Here is a 15,908-nt window from a genome sequence, read left to right on the forward strand (position 1 = left end):
GCTTACTGCGCGACGGACCGCTTTCTGTAATCACGCCCACAGATCGCAACGGCTCCCCGATGCACAATCGATCCGGAAAACGCGGCGCCATTCGGCGCCCACCGCGTGCACGGAGGAGCAATGGGTTGGAAGAGTCTGCTGACGGAATTGCCGGTCTGGACGATTGGACGCTTGAACCCGGCACGGCATGATCCGCATCGCGACGTGCCGCGCGAAATCCTCGTGCTGCGCCCGAACGATTTCGGTGAATTGCTGACCACCACGCCGATCTTCGAGGCGCTCAAGAAGCGTTTTCCGACGACGCGCCTTGTTGCGGGCATCGGCAGTTGGGGGCGGCCGATTCTGGAAAACAATCCGTTCATCGACGAGATCGTCGAGATCGATGCGCCTTGGAACAACAAGCTCGTCCAGGACCGTTCACCGCGTAACGTCCTGCGCTTTCTACTGTCGTCGCCGCAAGTCGCCGCGCTGCGCAGGCGTGGCGGCTTCGATGTCGGCATCGACGTGCTCGGCAGCTACATGGGCGCGCTTTTGATGATGCGCTTAGGCGTGCGCTACCGCATCGGCGTGCGCGGCTATCGCGGCGGTCACAGCGGATGCCAGGAATTTATCGACTTCGCGCGTCGCCAAAGTGGACGCGCCGCGCTTGCGCAGGCCGAACTGCTGGGCGCGACCGATCTGCCCGAAGCGCGGCCGCAACTCTTTCTTACCGCGGATGAGCGCGCGCAGGCCGCGAACGTCTGGCACGCCGCCGAGTCTGGCAATCGCCCGGTGCGCGTGCTGATCGGCATCGGGGCAGGCGTGCCGACCAAGGTCTGGGACCCAAAACAGGTCGGCGCGGCGCTCGCGCGGATTGCGTCGGCGCTCAACCGAACCGACGACGCCTGCGACATCCTGATCGTGGGCAGCGCCGATGACAAGGCGCGCGCCGCCGAAGCGATCGCCGCCGCCGGTCCGGGCGTGCCGGTTCGTTCGGTGGCGGGAACGTTGTCGATGCGAACGGTTTTCGCGCTTGCCGAATCGGCGGATGTCGTGCTGACGAACTCTTCCATGCTCATGCACGTGGCGGCCGCGTTTCGTCGGCCGACGGTCGCGGTTATCGGCGGCAGCATCACGAGGCCGAACGTTCACGACGCGATCTGGGGCTATCCGGAGCATTATCGGAGTGTCTCGCCGGATAGCTATGTCGAACATGCACCGGATAAAAACTGGCCTTCTGTCGACCGGGTCGTCGAGGCAGTACTGGACTCCGTGCGCGAGCGGCGCCCTGCTGCAACGCAGAACTGAACTTCGCCAGCGATAACGCCGCGCCGCCTACAGACGGCGGCGCGTGAGAATCTCGTCGTCGCCTCGGCACCTCATTTCAAAGGGTAAATCCCGATCCAATCAGCGACCGGAAGGACGCTCGCATCTTTTATACTCGGTTTCGATTTGACGAAACTCTTTTCGAACATACGAAATTGAAGCCGACTGACCGTGCTCTAAGCATCTTCGAGGCATTCGAAGCCGCATGCCGCCCGATGACGCTGTCGGAACTCGCATCGGCGTCGGGCATGCCGGTGAGCACCAGTCACGGCATCGTGAAAGTGCTGACCGAGCGCGGCTATCTCTACGTCACCGGGCGTCGCAAAGACTTGTTTCCAACGCGGCGGCTGCTCGACATGGCGCTCGAGATCGCCTCGCACGACCCGTTTCTCGAACGCATCGAGCCGTCGTTGCTGGCGTTGCGCGAGGCCACGCAAGAGACCGTGATCCTCGGCAAACGTCAGGGCGATCACATCGTCTATCTCGCCGTGTACGAAGGTCCGCAGACCATTCGATACAGCGCGCCGGCCGGTGCGCTCAAACCGCTCTACTCGACGTCGATCGGCAAGGCGATGCTCGGTCAACTGGACGATGCAACGCTTTCCGAGTGGCTCGCGCGCACGACGCTCGCGCCGGTCACCGCGCACACTTTGACCGCTGCAAACGCGTTGATGGCCGACCTCGCGGAATCGAAGCAACGCGGCTTTTTTCTCACGCGCGGTGAAAGCGTGAGCGATGTCTTTGCACTTGCCATGCCCGTGCATGTGAACCGGGAAGTGCTCGGCATCGCGGTCGCGGGGCCACGGTATCGGATGGAAGGCGCGCTCGACGGCATCGCGGCGCGCATACGCGCGGCTATCGTCGAGATTCAGGAAGAACAGACGCGCTGAAACGATGGTTCGATAAATAGAAAATCAGGAGACGGAAGATGCAGGCAAAGCGCTGGACCCGCATGTTCACCGCCATGTTCGCGCTCGCCGCGATATCGACAGCGGCACACGCCGACGACGTCGTGACGCTCAAGATGGCACATCAATGGCCCGACGACCCGAACGATTATGTGGTGCAGACCGGCAAGAAGTTCGCGCAGCAGGTCGAGCAGAAGTCGGGCGGCAAGATACACATCAACATCTTTCCGGCCGAGTCGCTCGTCAAGTCGCTGAACACCCACACGGCCTTGAAGAACGGCAGCGCCGATCTCGCAATCTATCCGTACATCTATTCGGCGGGCGCGATCCCGCAGATGAACCTCATCCTCCTGCCCGGCCTCTGGAAAACGCCCGAGGACGTCTTCAAATTCCGCACCTCCGCGCCCTGGAAAGAACTCGAAGCGAAGATAGAAGCATATGGCTTCAAGACGCTCTGCTGGATTCAAATCTCGGGCGGCATGGCATCCAAGTCCAAGCCCATCAACGTGCCCGCGGATCTGCCGCAACAGAAGGTGCGCGGCGCCGGAAAGATGATGGAGGCGGCCTTGCAGAGCGCCGGTGCGAGTACCGTGTCGATGGCGTCGTCGGAAACCTATAGCGCGATGCAACTCGGCTTGCTCGATGGCTTGTGGACGTCGTCCGGCACCTTCGGTTCGTATCGGCTCTACGAAGTGGCGAAGTACTACAACTCGCCCGAGGACTACAGCATCTACTACACGATCGAGCCGATCGCGATCAGCATGAAGACGTGGAACAAGCTCACGCCCGAGCAGCAAAAGATCATGACGGACGTGGGTCGAAGCCTCGAGCAGAGCGCGTTCGAAGGGGCGAAAGCGGACGATCGCCGCGTCGCGCAACTTTTTGCGAGCCATAACGCGAAGATCCACAAGATGACGCTCGATGAGTGGAACCAGTGGCAGACCTTGTTCCAGAAAGTCAGCTTCGCTAAGTTCCGCGCCGAAGTGCCCGACGGTGGACGTCTGCTCGATCAGAGCACGGCGTTCTACAAATAAGAGGCCGCGATGCGCCACGCATTGGACCGCTTCTCGCGCGGGCTCGACGCCTTTTGCCGGGGCGTCGCGTTGTCCGTCGGCGCGGCGGTCATCGCGACCGTGCTCGTCATTTCGTATGGCGTGCTCGCGCGCGAAGCGCTGCATCTTTCCGATGTCTGGGTCACGGAAGTCACGACTTACCTCATGGCCTACATGACCTTCGTGGGCACCGCGGCGCTGGCGTGGCAAGGCCGGCATCTCAAGGTCGACGTTCTCAGCGCACATCTCGGCGAACGTGGCAAGCGCGCGCTCGCGTTCATATCGACGGCCATCGTCACGGCGGTCGCGTTCGCGCTCGCATGCCTCGCATTCGACTTCTGGTGGGAGGCGTACACGAGTGGTGAACGTTCGTGGGGCATGTTCTCGCTATCGCTGTGGATTCCTTATTCGGGCTTCTTCGCGGGCATGCTGCTTTTGTGCATCGCGCAGATCGTACGCTTGCTGACCATCGTATTCGCACGCGAACCGGCAGGCCGTGAAGTCGCCATCGACGACATGCTGCTCGGGAGAGAAGAATGAATCAGCTCGTCATCGGTGCGGGGATGTTCGGCGGCTTGCTCGCGGTGTTGTCGATGGGCGTGCCCATTGCGTTCGCGTTGCTGTTCGTCGCCCTCGCCTCGCTGTTCGTCACGGGCGGCGGATGGGATGCACTGAGTCTCGTACCGAGCACGTACTGGGGATCGGTTGCCACCTTCACGCTGACTTCCGTGCCGATGTTCATGTTCATGGGCGCGATCGTCTCCGCGTCGGGCATGGGCGCGCGTCTTTATGCGGCGCTGGCGACGATCCTCGACGGCGTGCCCGGCGGCCTCGCCGTTGCGACGACGCTTGCATGCGGCGTGATGGCGGCCGTATCCGGTTCGAGCGTGGCGACGGCGGCGGCCATCGGCGGCTTCGCTGTGTCGGAGATGCGCCGGCACCGCGTTCCCGAAGCGCGTGCATGCGGCGCGGTTGCGGCGGGCGGCACGCTCGGCATTCTGTTGCCGCCGAGCATACCGTTGATCGTGTATAGCGTGATCGCGGAGCAAAGTATCGGCAAACTGTTCGTCGCGACACTCATCCCCGGCGCGATCATGGCTTCTGCTTTCGGCATCTATCAGATACTGCTCGCCATGCGCGATCGTGCGCGCGGCAGCGAGAGCGAAAGGCGCACGAGGCCGCTCGCGAGCATGCGCGAACGTGTCGTCGCATTGAAAGACGTCGGCCCGTTCGCTCTGTTGATTCTCATCATTCTCGGCTCGCTGTATCGCGGGCTTGCAACGCCTCAGGAAGCGGCGTCGCTCGGTATCGTCGCAAGTCTGGTGCTTGCGGGCGTCGTGTACCGGGAGCTTTCGTGGAGCAAATTCCGGCAAATCTTGATCAGCGCGGCCCAAAGCAGCGTGATGATCCTCGCGGTGATTTCATCGGCCATCGTGTTCGGCTATGTGATGACGACGAGCCAGGTTGCGGCGTCGCTCACGCAAACCGTCGCGGGCGCGCACGTCGAACCGTGGGTGCTGTTCGTGAGCATCAACGTGTTGCTGATCTTTCTCGGCTGCTTCATGGAGACGATCGCGATCATCGTCGTGACCATGCCCGTGCTCGTGCCGGTCGTGGAGGCGTATCACTGGAATCTGATCTGGTTCGGCGTGGTCGTCGTCATCAACATGGAGATGGCGCTCATCCATCCGCCGGTGGGACTCAACCTCTTTGTCGTGCAGAGCGTCGCGCCCGATGTCCCGTTGCGACGGATCGTGCTCGGCACGTTGCCTTATGTGTTCATCATGATGGGCGTTCTCGCGCTCATCGGTATTTTTCCTTCGCTTTCGACAATGCTGCTCGGCGCGAACTGACACACGCCCGGCTACGAGGAGTTCGCATGGACATTCGCAAAGTGGCGGGCGCGCTGGGCGCCGAAATCTCCGGCATCGATCTGTCGCGAGGCGTGACGCGCGAACAAGCGAGCGTTTTGCGCGCGGCGCTCAACGAGCATCTCGTCATCTTTCTGCGTGACCAGAACCTCGCTCCCCGGCAGTTCCTGGATTTTGCGGAGGCGATGGGCGAGCCTATCGAATATCCCTTTGTGAAGAGCCTCGAAGGTTTTCCGACCATCATCGAAGTCAAGAAACTGGAAACGGAGCGCGTGAATTTCGGCGGCATCTGGCATTCGGACACGACCTATCTCGACGTGCCGCCCATGGGCTCGATGCTGCTCTCGCGCGAGATTCCGCCCTATGGCGGCGACACCCTGTTCGCGAACCAGCAGCTTGCGTACGACGCGTTGTCCGACACCATGAAGCGGCTCCTCGAAGGACTGAAGGGCATCAGTTCGTCGGCCAAGGCGGATGTGTCGCGTACCCGAGAGGATCGCATTCGAACGGACGGCGCGGGCAAGAAGCCGGACGATTTCGTGGCGAAGCATCCCGTCGTGCGCACGCATCCGGAGACGGGACGCAAGGGGCTTTACGTGAACATTGCGCATACGGTCGGCATCGACGGCATGACCACCGACGAAAGCGCGCCGCTGCTCGACTTCCTGTTTCGACATCAGGTGAAACCGGAGTTCACGTGCCGGTTCGTCTGGTCGAACAACGCGATTGCTTTCTGGGACAATCGCGCGGCTCAGCATAATCCGGTGAACGATTATCACGGGTTTCGGCGGGTGATGCAGCGGATCACGCTCAAGGGGGACGTGCCGCGATGAGGGGGGTGGGGGCGACGTGGGATTGGCCACGTCGATCAGGCAGCATGACGCCTAAACCTTTGCGCTCACCCCAGACCCGATGCATACTTTCTCTTCGGAAGCAGCGCTGCGGCGAAAAGACCGCACCCCGGAGACTCGATGCGATTCGACCTGCAATCGTTGAAACTGTTCATCGCCGTGTGCGAGCACGGCAGCATTGCCCGCGCGGCGGAAGCCGAAAACATTGCGCCTTCCGCGCTCAGCAAGCGCATGTCCCATCTTGAAGACACGCTCAAGAACGCGCTCTTCGTGCGCAGCAACAAGGGACTCGAACTGACGACCGCCGCTGCGGCACTCCTGCAGCACGCCCGCGTGCTGTTGCGAGACATCGCCCAAATGGAGAGCGAGTTACTGGACCACGCCGAAGGCGTGCGCGGTCAGATTCGCTTACATGCGAGCCTCTCGACCATCGTTCAGTACATCGCCAACGACATACGCGTTTTTCTGGAGATGCACCCCGGGCTGCGCATCGATCTTCAGGAAAGCCTGAGCCCCGCGGTGGTCCGCGCCGTGGCGGAAAACGCGGCGGATATCGGCGTGTTCGGCGGCACGACGGTTACCACCGGCCTGCAGGTCTTCCCTTATCGCAGCGACCGGCTGGTGGTCATCATGCCGCCCGATCATCCGCTCGGCCGCGCCGAACGGGTCACGTTCCGCGAAGTCGCCGAGTATCCGCTCGTGGGGCCGCAAGTGGGCAGCTATCTGAATTCGTTGGTGCTGCGCGCGGCGGCGGATCTCGATCACCCGCTCAAGCTGTCGATTCGCGTCAACGGTTTCGAACCGGTGCGCAGCATGGTGGAAGCGCGGCTTGGCATCGGGCTCGTGCCGGAGCATCACGCCGAACGGTACGTCAGTTCCGCGCCGCTGATCGCCGTGCATCTGGATGAAGCTTGGGCGGAGCGCCACTGGAAAATCTGCGTGCGCGAAGCCGAGTCGCTTCCCGTGCCGGTGCAACTGTTTCTCAAGCATCTGCTTGCAAGTCAGGATGCGGCACACCATTAGGCGCCGGCAATCGGTCAATCACGAATAAGCCAGCTTCAATCCTGCTTGCGGCCATTGCAGCCTGGCCAGGCGGCCCGTGCCGGAGAGCGTCACGTAGGCCGTCTTCATGTCGGCGCCGCCGAAGCAGATGTTGGTCACCATGCCATCGGGCACCGGCACCTGTCGCAGCACTTCACCGGATGGCGCGACGACCGTGATGCAACCGGTCACGAGCGTGGCCACGCAAATGTTGCCCTCGGCGTCCAGCGCCAGGCTGTCGAAGCGCTGATAACCCGGCAAGCCGCAAACCAGACGCCCGCCATGCGGCGACGGATAAGGATGCCTGCGCGCCCGGCCGGGCGCTTCCAGATCGAATGCCCAGAGCCGCGCGGTCTCGGTCTCCGCCACATAGACGATGCTGTCGTCGGGCGACAAACCGACGCCATTGGCCGTGGTGAGCGGATACGCCACCTCGACGATGGCCGAACCATCGGCGCGAGCGTAATAGAGGCCCGCGTGATCGCGCTCGCGCAGCCGGTTCTTTCCGAAGTCGGTGAAGTAGAAGCCGCCGTCGTGGTCGAACACGATGTCGTTCGGACCGCACAGCGGATGATCGCCGCAGTGGTCATACAGCGTCGTGAGCAAGCCCGACTGCGGGTCGAAGCGCTCGATACGCCCGCTCGTATAACGCGGATGCACGCCCGGTTTCGTGCGATTCAGTCCGGCAACGGTACGAAACAGAAAACCGCCGTTATTGCAGATGTAGAAGGCGCCATCCGGCCCGAGCGCCAGACCGTTGGGGCCGCCGTCCACCGCCGCCAGCACGCTCACTTTACCGTCGGGCGAAACGCGGCTGATGGTCTCCCGCTCGATCTCGACGAGCACCACGGAGCCATCGGGCATCGCCACCGGCCCTTCCGGGAACTTCAAGCCTTCCGCCAGGATTTGTATTGCGCTTTCCATCGCTGTCGTCCTCCCTTCAGCGCTTGTCGGCATGCTCGACAAAACGATTGTCGTAAGTCGCCTTCAGGTCGATGGACGCCTTGCCGATGTCGGGATCGAACGCGGCCAGCACGTCGTGCACGGTGTGGGCCGCCGCATCGGTCATCAGGCCATCGCGCGAAATGCAGTCATGCATGTTGGCGTAGGCTTGCGCGAAGACATCCTTGTCGGCTAAAGCGTATTGCGCCGGCACGGCGGCGGCGACTTGTTCGGGCGTCGCCTGCGCCATCCAGCGTTCGGCTTCCAGAATCGCATTGGTCACCGCCTGCACCGTGTTGGGATATTTGGCCGCGAACGCCCGCGTGGTGTAGATGGAGGCTTCCGGATAATCGCCGCCGAGCGTCGCTCGGGTGCCGGCCGGGTCGCGCATCACGGCAAGCGGGAAGAGGTCGCCGCTCGTCTGCAGCACGGTTGCGACCGGGTCGTTGCTCATCAAGGCGTCGATCTGCCCGCTGCGCGCGGCGGCAATCGCGCCTGCCGACGAGCCCACGCCGATGATCGAAACATCGCCCGGTTTCACGCCCGCCTTGTTCAGCAGATAGTTCGCGCCCATATGAAAGCTCGACCCCGGCGAACTCACACCGATGCGCATGCCCTTCAGATCGGCGTAGGTCTTGACCTTGTCGTGACTCGCTCGCGTCACGCCGAACACCCAGCCGGGGCACGAAGCCAGCGTGACGAACGACACGAGCTTCTGGCCTTTCGCGGCCATCGTGATGGTGTTCGAATACGCGCCCGCGACGATATCGGCGCTGCCGCCCATCATCGCCTGAAGCGCTTTCGCGCCGCCGCTGAAGACGCCGATTTCGACTTCCAGCCCGGCCTGTTTGAAGTATCCGCGGCTGTCCGCAATGACGAACGGCAGATACGGAAAGCCCACACCCGCCGCGGCCAGATGAAGCCTGGGCTTTTCCGGCACGGGAGCGGCGCTGCTCGCCGACTGGCTGGCCAGTGCCGCACAGATGGCGAGCGCTGGCAACGACAGGCGCCTGAGCGTTCTCACGATGATGCTCCCTCTTCCCAGGCTGACGTTGCTAGTAAGTGGCCCGACCGCCGGACAGATCGAAAACCGCTCCGGTGGTGAATGAGTTTTCCTCGCTGGCGAGCCACGCGATCATCGCGGCGGCTTCGTCGAGTTCGAGAAAACGGCCGCGCGGAATCTTGCCGAGCATGTAGCGGATATGCTCGGGCGATTGCTCCATCGCGCCGGGCGTTCGCGCCACGGCGGGTGTCACGCAGTTCACCGCGATATTGTGGCTTGCCAGTTCCTTGCCGAGCGACTTGGTCATGGCGATGACGGCCGCCTTCGCCGAGCTATACGCGGCCGCATTCGGATTGCCTTCCTTGCCGGCGACCGAGGACAGATTGACGATGCGCCCATAGTTCTGGTCGATCATCACCGGGGCCACGGCACGGCAGGAGTGGAAAGTGCCGTTGACATCGATATCCATCACCTGCTTCCAGATATCGATCGGATACTCGATCAGCGTGGCGTTCGGGCCCACGATCGCCGCGTTGTTGATGAGAATATCGATGCGCCCCGCGGCCTTCAGCGTGCCCGCCACGGCGGCCTGCACGCTGGCGTAATCGGCAATGTCGACACGCTCGAAGTGGACATCGTGCTCGCCCAGTTGCTCGCGCGCCTCGTCCATGCCGGCGGGGTTGATATCCCAGATGGCAAGCCGCGCGCCGGAAGCAAGCAGCCTGCGGCCGACCGCGAAGCCGATCCCCTGCGCGCCGCCCGTCACCACGGCAACGCGGCCCCTCAAATCGATTGCATTGGTCTGCAAAACGGTCTCCTCTAGTGATCTTCGATTGCGCCGGGGGTTTAAGCGCTCGTGGCCACCGTCTGTCCGGCGACAGGACGCCAGCGCAGCAAATGATCCTCGACCATCGACACGGCGGTATCGAGTATCAAGGCGAACACGGTCAGCACCAGAATGCCGGCGATCACCGAGTTGATATCGAATACGCCTTCGGCCAGCAGGATCAGGTAACCCACGCCCTTTTCCGAGCCGAGATATTCGCCCACCACGCTGCCCACGAAGGCGATGCCGATTGCGTTATGCAGGCTGGAAAAGACCCAGCTCGTCGCCGATGGCAAGTACACATGCCGCAACAATTGACGTGAGTTGGCGCCCAGCATCCGCGTGTTGGACAACACCGTCGGGCTGACCTCGCGCACGCCCTGAAAGACGTTGAAGAACACGACGAAGAAGACGAGCGTCACGCCCAGCGCCACCTTGGACCAGATGCCGAGTCCGAACCAGAGCGCGAAGATCGGCGCGAAGATCAGGCGCGGCATCGAGTTCATCGCCTTGATGAACGGATCGAAGACCGTGGCGAGGAACGGGCTGAGCGCAAGCCACAGGCCGCATGCCAACCCGAGAACCGTGCCGATCACGAACGCCAGCATGGTTTCGACGAGCGTCGTGTACAGATGACGGTAGATCGAGCCCGTCACGAACCAGTCGACGATACGCACCGCCACCCCGAGCGGATCGCCGAAGAAGAACGGCGACAGCCACTTCTGATGCGTGCCGAGCCACCACAGGAACAAGACACCGAACAGGATCAGAAGCCGCGTGACCAGGACGGTGAAGCGATTGTTTGAGTCAAACTCGATTGCGCGCATAGCTTTTCAGAACCTCGCCTCTGAGCACGTCCCAGATCTGGGTGTGCAGTTGCAGGAAACGCTGCGTCATGCGGATTTCCGACATCTCGCGTGGACGTTCGAGGTCAATCTTGAACTCGGCGATAGGCCGCGTTCCAGGCCCGGCCGAGAGCACGATGACGCGGTCCGACAACGAGATGGCCTCCTCCAAATCGTGCGTCACGAACATCACGGACTTGCGGTCGTGCGACCACAGTTGCAGCAACTCGTTTTCCATCAGGTGCCGCGTCTGGATATCCAGCGCGCTGAACGGCTCGTCCATCAGAATGATGCGAGGGTTGAGCGCGAGCGCCTGCGCGAGACCGGCACGCTTGCGCATGCCGCCGGACAACTGATGCGGATACTTCTTGCCGTGTCCTTGAAGTCCCACGCGATCGAGCCAGCCGCGCGCCACGCTGAGCGCCTGTTCGCGCGGCGTTCCCCGAAAGATCAGACCCATCGCGATGTTGTCTTCGGTCGTCTTCCAGGGCATGAGCGCATCGACTTGAAAAAGATAGGCCGCCTGCGTATTCAAGCCGTGCGTCAGCTTCTTGTCGAAGACGCTGATGCTGCCCGACGAGGGCCGCGTAAGCCCGGCAGCAACGTTGAGCAAGGTGGATTTGCCGCAACCCGTGGGACCGACGATCGACACGAACTCGCCGTCGCCGATCGACAACGTGGCCTCCGAAACGGCGGTGTAGGTCTGCGCCCTCTTGCCGTTGCCGGCGAAGGTGCAGGTTACATTGTCGAAACGCAGGGCTTCGCGCACTTCGATTTTTTCGCTGTCGAGGGGGACGCTCGGGGTGCCCTTGATTCCATACGTTGCCGTGCTCATGGCTGGATCTCCGCCGCTTTCCTGACGAACCGGTTGTCATACGTCGATGCAAGATCGATCTTCGCCGATGCCACTGCAGGGTCGAATGCCGCCAGCACCTCGCGCACCGTCTGCGCGCCCTTCGGCGTGATCTCGCCGTTCTGCGCAATGCAACGGCGGCTGTTCGTGAAGGCCTCCGCATAGAGCGCCTTGTTCTCGCCGATATATTGCGGGGGCACGTTGTCGGCGACTTCCTGCGGCGTCGCCTTGGCGATCCACTTCTCGGCGCGCACGATCGCATTGGCGACGGCCTGCACCGTCTTGGGATTCTTGCCGATGAACTCCTGCGTCGCGAAGAGGCTCGACTCGGGGTAATCGGAACCGAACACCTTGACGTTCCCTTCAGCCGTGCGCATGTTCTCCAGCGGCTTGAGGCTGCCATCCTTCATGAGGATAGTGGCGCTCGGGTCGTTGACGATCAGCGCATCGATCTGCCCGGCCCGCACGGCCGCCACCGCGCCGGCCGCTTGTCCCACGCCGATGATCGACACATCGGAAGACTGCAGCCCCGCCTTGTGCAGAATGAAATTGAGTGCCATGTGCGTGCTGGAACCCGGCGCGCTCACGCCGATTCGCATGCCCTTCAGGTCCTTGGCCGATTTCACTTCGCCCTCGCGTTTCTGCGACACCCCGAAGATCCATCCCGGACAGATGACTTGCGCCGCGACCACCACGAGATGCTGTCCCTTGGTGGCCATGGTGATGGTGTTCGAATACGCGCCCGCCACCATGTCGGAGCTGCCGCCGAGCAGCGCTTCCAGTGTCTTCGATCCGCCGGAGAATGCGGCGATGGTCACGTCGAGCCCTTCGTCCTTGAAATAGCCGCGCTGTTTGGCGACGAGCATGGGCAGGTAGGTGATGCCCACCGAAGCCGCCGCGATGTGCAGTTCGGGCTTCTCAGGCACATCCTTGGCTGCGGCCGTCAAGGAACCGCAGGCGAGCGCGAACGCGGCACACAGCGCGATGGCGAGTTTCAGCTTCATGGTTGTCTCCTCCCTTTTTAGGGATTTTTAGGTACTTCAGGGACGACAGAGTGTCAATTGCGGACCGGCTTATGAATATCCTGGTATCTCCCGCGACTGCTGATTATCGACATAGCGGAGCCGGTCCGCGCAACGCGATCTTCTTAGGCCGCCTGTTTGCGCAGCGCCTCGACCACGGCATCGCCCATGTCGCGGGTGCCGACGCGCTGCGTGCCTTCCTGCTGGATATCCGCGGTCCGGTAACCGGCCGCGAGCACCGTGCGCACGGCCTGCTCGACCCGGCGCGCGTCGTCTTCCATTTCGAAGCTCTCGCGCAGCATCATCGCGCACGACAGAATCGCGGCAAGCGGATTGGCAATGTCCTTTCCGGCAATATCCGGCGCCGACCCGTGGACCGGCTCGTACAAGCCCTTGCGGTTATAGCCTAGCGAGGCCGAAGGCAACATGCCGATCGAGCCGGTCAGCATGGCGGCCGCGTCCGACAGAATATCGCCGAAGAGATTGCCCGTGACGATCACATCGAATTGCTTGGGGCGCCGCATCAGCATCATCGCGGCGGCGTCCACGAAGAGATGGCTCAGTTCGACGTCCGGGTATTCCCGCCCGACGCGCGTGACGACCTCGCGCCACAACTGACTTGCTTCAAGCACGTTGGCCTTGTCCACCGAGCAGAGCTTGTGATGACGGCGCTGCGCGGCCTTGAAGGCAGCATGCGCGACGCGCTCCACTTCCGACTCCGAGTAACGCATGGTGTTGAACCCCACACGCTCGCCCGCCTGATTGGTCTCGAAGCCGCGCGGCTGGCCGAAGTAGGCGTCGCCGTTCAACTCGCGCACGATCACGATGTCGAGTCCATTCACCACTTCCGGACGCAACGTCGAAGCGCCGATCAGCTCCGGGAACATGAAGGCCGGGCGAAAGTTGGCATAGAGCGTCAGTGCCTCGCGCAATTGCAATAACCCGGTGCCGGGACGCTCCTCGCGCGGGATATCGGCTTCGTCGGCCACGCCTACCGCGCCGAAGAGAATCGCATCGGCCTTGCGCGCCACTTCGAGCGTGGGCGGCGGCAGCGGCACGCCGTGCGCCTGAATGCCGGCATCGCCGATGGCAGCCTCCTGCGTCTCGGCGTGCGGCGCCACGATTCGCAGCACCTTGAGCGCCTCCGCGACAACTTCGGGGCCAATACCATCGCCGGGCATGACTGCAATCTTCATCTGTAATCTCCTTGGTCGTTATTGGAAACAGCGCGCCGTGTGCGCGCCGTCAAAAGGTTTCGGCACGGTCGCGCTCGAATGCCACGATGCGGTCCAGATGCGAAAGCGTGTAGTCGATCTCGTCCATGCCGCGCAACAGGCAATCCTTGGCGAAGGGCTCCAGCTCGAACGCGTGCGAGGACCCGTCGGGCAAGGTGACGGTCTGCGCGGGCAAGTCGATGGCGATGCGGCTGCCCGGACTCTCCGACAACCTATCGAGCAACGGCAGCACCACGGCCTCGGGCAACACGATCGGCAGCAGTCCGTTCTTCAGGCAGTTGATGAAAAAGATGTCGCCGAAGCTCGGTGCAATCGCCGCGCGGATGCCGTAGTCATAGAGCGCCCAGACCGCATGCTCGCGCGACGAACCGCAACCGAAGTTATGGTTGGCCACGACGATGCGCGACTCCCGCAAAGGCGCCTGGTTGAGCAGGAAGTCGGGACGTTCCGCGCCATTTGCATCGAAGCGCAGCGCACGAAACAGGAACTGGCCGAAGTCGTCGGAGCGGGGTTTTTGCAGATAGCGCGCGGGCAGAATCTGGTCGGTATCGCAGTTGATCGCGACGATCGGCGCCGCGACTGCATCGAGGTACTCCAGTCGTTCCATGTTCACACTCCCAGGAGACGGCGGACATCGGTGAGACGTCCGGTCACCGCCGCGGCGGCCGCCATCGCCGGGCTCATCAGATGCGTGCGCACGCCGGGTCCCTGACGGCCCACGAAATTCCGGTTGGATGTCGAAGCGCAGCGCTGGCCGGGTTCGGCAATATCGCCGTTGGTCGCGAGACACATCGAACAGCCGGGATAGCGCCACTGAAAACCCGCTTCCATGAAGATGCGGTCGAGCCCTTCCGCTTCCGCCTGCGCACGCACTTCATGCGAACCCGGCACGACCCACGCTTCCACGCTCGGCGCGATATGACGGCCGCGCGCCACTTCCGCCGCGCTGCGCATGTCCTCGATGCGCCCGTTGGTGCACGAGCCGATGAACACCCGGTCGATCGCGACGCCTTCGAGCGACTCGTTCGCCGCGAGGCCCATGTAGTCGAGCGCACGCGACATCGCCGCGCGCAGGTCGGGATCGGGCTGCTCCATGGGGTCCGGTACGCGGCCGTCGATGGCGCAGGCATAGCCGGGCGTGGTGCCCCATGTGACCATCGGGACGATCTCGGTCACGTCGATATGCACTTCGCGATCGAACACCGCGCCTGGGTCCGTGAACAAGCCGCGCCAAGACGCGAGCGCCCTTTGCCACCGGTCGCCCGTGGGCGCGTAGTGCCGTCCGGCAAGATAAGCGAAGGTGGTTTCGTCCGGGGCGATCATGCCGGCGCGACCGCCCGCCTCGATGGTCATGTTGCAGAGCGTCAACCGCCCTTCCATCGACAAGCCGGCGATGGCGGAGCCGGCATATTCGATCACGTGTCCCGTCGCGCCAGCCACGCCGATTCGCGCGATGACCGCGAGAATCAGGTCCTTTGCGGTGACGCCCGAACCTGGCATGCCGTCGAGCGTAATACGCATGTTGCGCGACTTGCGCTGCCACAGGCATTGCGTGGCGAGCACGTGAGCCACTTCGGTGGCGCCGATACCGAAGGCCAGCGCGCCCATCGCGCCATGCGTGGACGTGTGGCTGTCGGCGCAAACGACGGTCATGCCGGGCAGACTCAGGCCCTGCTCCGGCCCGACCACGTGGACGATGCCGCGCCGCGTGTCGTTCATGTCGAACAGGGTGATGCGCGATTCGTTGGCGTCGCGTTGCAGCGACTCGATCATGGCGCGCCGTTCGAGGTCGGTCACCGCCGCGATATCGTTCGCCGTGCTGGAAACGTAGTGATCCGGCGTGCCGAAAATGCGCTCGGGCGAACGCGGCTTGAGCCCGCGCTGGCGCAACAGGTCGAACGACTGCGCGGTGACATCGTGAATGTAATGACGATCGACGTAGAGGAGATCCTGCCCGTCGTCGCGGGACATCACGCGGTGGCTGTCCCAGATCTTGTCGTAAAGCGTGCGTGGACCCGCGCTAACCTGATCGAGTTGCATTGCTTCGTCTCGCTCCGTCAAATGACCGCCTCGTCAGGCGCGGTGCAGTTTTGTTGTCGGTGGCTGTTTGAGAAGCATCTTGCATCAGGCCGGCTGGCTTGGACGTGGTCATTT

16 protein-coding genes are annotated in these 15,908 nt (G+C 62.9%); 7 read left to right on the forward strand and 9 right to left on the reverse strand.

Features of this window, described 5'->3' with window-relative positions:
- Positions 1–120: 120 nt before the first annotated feature.
- The 7 genes from LDZ28_RS21080 to LDZ28_RS21110 all read left to right on the forward strand — a co-directional run bounded on the left by LDZ28_RS21080 (position 121) and on the right by LDZ28_RS21110 (position 7,010).
- Positions 121–1,287 (forward strand): glycosyltransferase family 9 protein, encoded by a 1,167-nt coding sequence (locus LDZ28_RS21080; RefSeq protein ID WP_244830385.1) that lies wholly within the window; start codon positions 121–123, stop codon positions 1,285–1,287.
- A 173-nt stretch (positions 1,288–1,460) separates the two neighbouring features.
- A complete protein-coding gene (locus LDZ28_RS21085; protein WP_244830387.1) occupies positions 1,461–2,195 on the forward strand; it encodes an IclR family transcriptional regulator in 735 nt (244 codons plus the stop codon).
- A gap of 38 nt (positions 2,196–2,233) precedes the next feature.
- Positions 2,234–3,247 carry a TRAP transporter substrate-binding protein DctP gene (gene dctP / locus LDZ28_RS21090; RefSeq protein WP_244830389.1) on the forward strand — a complete coding sequence of 338 codons (1,014 nt, stop codon included), beginning with the start codon at positions 2,234–2,236 and terminating at the stop codon, positions 3,245–3,247.
- A gap of 9 nt (positions 3,248–3,256) precedes the next feature.
- Positions 3,257–3,805 carry a TRAP transporter small permease gene (locus LDZ28_RS21095; protein ID WP_244830391.1) on the forward strand — a complete coding sequence of 183 codons (549 nt, stop codon included), beginning with the start codon at positions 3,257–3,259 and terminating at the stop codon, positions 3,803–3,805.
- Positions 3,802–5,118 (forward strand): TRAP transporter large permease, encoded by a 1,317-nt coding sequence (locus LDZ28_RS21100; RefSeq protein ID WP_244830392.1) that lies wholly within the window; start codon positions 3,802–3,804, stop codon positions 5,116–5,118. Before LDZ28_RS21095 ends, LDZ28_RS21100 begins: the two co-directional genes overlap by 4 nt.
- A 26-nt stretch (positions 5,119–5,144) precedes the next feature.
- Positions 5,145–5,969 (forward strand): TauD/TfdA family dioxygenase, encoded by an 825-nt coding sequence (locus tag LDZ28_RS21105; protein ID WP_244830393.1) that lies wholly within the window; start codon positions 5,145–5,147, stop codon positions 5,967–5,969.
- A 138-nt stretch (positions 5,970–6,107) separates the two neighbouring features.
- Entirely contained in the window at positions 6,108–7,010 is a 903-nt protein-coding gene (locus tag LDZ28_RS21110; protein WP_244830394.1) for a LysR substrate-binding domain-containing protein, read from the forward strand.
- An 18-nt stretch (positions 7,011–7,028) separates the two neighbouring features.
- Here LDZ28_RS21110 and LDZ28_RS21115 read toward each other — a convergent pair whose 3' ends face one another.
- The 9 genes from LDZ28_RS21115 to leuC all read right to left on the reverse strand — a co-directional run bounded on the left by LDZ28_RS21115 (position 7,029) and on the right by leuC (position 15,794).
- Positions 7,029–7,952 (reverse strand): SMP-30/gluconolactonase/LRE family protein, encoded by a 924-nt coding sequence (locus LDZ28_RS21115; RefSeq protein WP_244830395.1) that lies wholly within the window; start codon positions 7,950–7,952, stop codon positions 7,029–7,031.
- Between the two features lie 16 nt (positions 7,953–7,968).
- Positions 7,969–8,994, reverse strand: coding sequence for an ABC transporter substrate-binding protein (locus LDZ28_RS21120; protein WP_244830396.1), 1,026 nt, complete (start codon positions 8,992–8,994; stop codon positions 7,969–7,971).
- Positions 8,995–9,025: 31 nt separating this feature from the next.
- Positions 9,026–9,781 carry an SDR family NAD(P)-dependent oxidoreductase gene (locus LDZ28_RS21125; RefSeq protein ID WP_244830397.1) on the reverse strand — a complete coding sequence of 252 codons (756 nt, stop codon included), beginning with the start codon at positions 9,779–9,781 and terminating at the stop codon, positions 9,026–9,028.
- 38 nt (positions 9,782–9,819) lie between these two features.
- Positions 9,820–10,626 (reverse strand): ABC transporter permease, encoded by an 807-nt coding sequence (locus LDZ28_RS21130; RefSeq protein WP_244830399.1) that lies wholly within the window; start codon positions 10,624–10,626, stop codon positions 9,820–9,822.
- On the reverse strand, positions 10,607–11,479 hold the full coding sequence (locus LDZ28_RS21135; RefSeq protein ID WP_370652244.1) for an ABC transporter ATP-binding protein: 873 nt from the start codon (positions 11,477–11,479) through the stop codon (positions 10,607–10,609). Before LDZ28_RS21135 ends, LDZ28_RS21130 begins: the two co-directional genes overlap by 20 nt.
- Entirely contained in the window at positions 11,476–12,501 is a 1,026-nt protein-coding gene (locus LDZ28_RS21140; RefSeq protein WP_244830401.1) for an ABC transporter substrate-binding protein, read from the reverse strand. The genes LDZ28_RS21135 and LDZ28_RS21140 overlap by 4 nt, the downstream gene beginning before the upstream one ends.
- 143 nt (positions 12,502–12,644) lie before the next feature.
- On the reverse strand, positions 12,645–13,715 hold the full coding sequence (leuB, locus tag LDZ28_RS21145; RefSeq protein WP_244830403.1) for a 3-isopropylmalate dehydrogenase: 1,071 nt from the start codon (positions 13,713–13,715) through the stop codon (positions 12,645–12,647).
- A gap of 49 nt (positions 13,716–13,764) precedes the next feature.
- On the reverse strand, positions 13,765–14,361 hold the full coding sequence (leuD, locus tag LDZ28_RS21150) for a 3-isopropylmalate dehydratase small subunit (RefSeq protein WP_244830405.1): 597 nt from the start codon (positions 14,359–14,361) through the stop codon (positions 13,765–13,767).
- Between the two features lie 2 nt (positions 14,362–14,363).
- The gene (leuC, locus tag LDZ28_RS21155) at positions 14,364–15,794 is read right to left on the reverse strand and encodes a 3-isopropylmalate dehydratase large subunit (protein ID WP_244830406.1); all 1,431 of its coding nucleotides are present in this window, start codon (positions 15,792–15,794) and stop codon (positions 14,364–14,366) included.
- Positions 15,795–15,908 lie beyond the last annotated feature (114 nt).

It is taken from the genome of Caballeronia sp. TF1N1, assembly GCF_022878925.1.
Taxonomy (GTDB): Bacteria; Pseudomonadota; Gammaproteobacteria; order Burkholderiales; family Burkholderiaceae; genus Caballeronia.

Excerpts from the sequence above, each read along its gene's own strand:
- LDZ28_RS21095 (WP_244830391.1), top strand. The coding sequence starts at position 3,257 with ATGCGCCACGCATTGGACCGCTTCTCGCGCGGGCTCGACGCCTTTTGC.
- LDZ28_RS21135 (WP_370652244.1), bottom strand. The coding sequence starts at position 11,479 with ATGAGCACGGCAACGTATGGAATCAAGGGCACCCCGAGCGTCCCCCTC.
- LDZ28_RS21100 (WP_244830392.1), top strand. The coding sequence starts at position 3,802 with ATGAATCAGCTCGTCATCGGTGCGGGGATGTTCGGCGGCTTGCTCGCG.
- leuC (WP_244830406.1), bottom strand. The coding sequence starts at position 15,794 with ATGCAACTCGATCAGGTTAGCGCGGGTCCACGCACGCTTTACGACAAG.
- LDZ28_RS21080 (WP_244830385.1), top strand. The coding sequence starts at position 121 with ATGGGTTGGAAGAGTCTGCTGACGGAATTGCCGGTCTGGACGATTGGA.
- LDZ28_RS21105 (WP_244830393.1), top strand. The coding sequence starts at position 5,145 with ATGGACATTCGCAAAGTGGCGGGCGCGCTGGGCGCCGAAATCTCCGGC.
- leuD (WP_244830405.1), bottom strand. The coding sequence starts at position 14,361 with ATGGAACGACTGGAGTACCTCGATGCAGTCGCGGCGCCGATCGTCGCG.
- LDZ28_RS21110 (WP_244830394.1), top strand. The coding sequence starts at position 6,108 with ATGCGATTCGACCTGCAATCGTTGAAACTGTTCATCGCCGTGTGCGAG.
- leuB (WP_244830403.1), bottom strand. The coding sequence starts at position 13,715 with ATGAAGATTGCAGTCATGCCCGGCGATGGTATTGGCCCCGAAGTTGTC.
- LDZ28_RS21140 (WP_244830401.1), bottom strand. The coding sequence starts at position 12,501 with ATGAAGCTGAAACTCGCCATCGCGCTGTGTGCCGCGTTCGCGCTCGCC.
- LDZ28_RS21130 (WP_244830399.1), bottom strand. The coding sequence starts at position 10,626 with ATGCGCGCAATCGAGTTTGACTCAAACAATCGCTTCACCGTCCTGGTC.
- dctP (WP_244830389.1), top strand. The coding sequence starts at position 2,234 with ATGCAGGCAAAGCGCTGGACCCGCATGTTCACCGCCATGTTCGCGCTC.
- LDZ28_RS21115 (WP_244830395.1), bottom strand. The coding sequence starts at position 7,952 with ATGGAAAGCGCAATACAAATCCTGGCGGAAGGCTTGAAGTTCCCGGAA.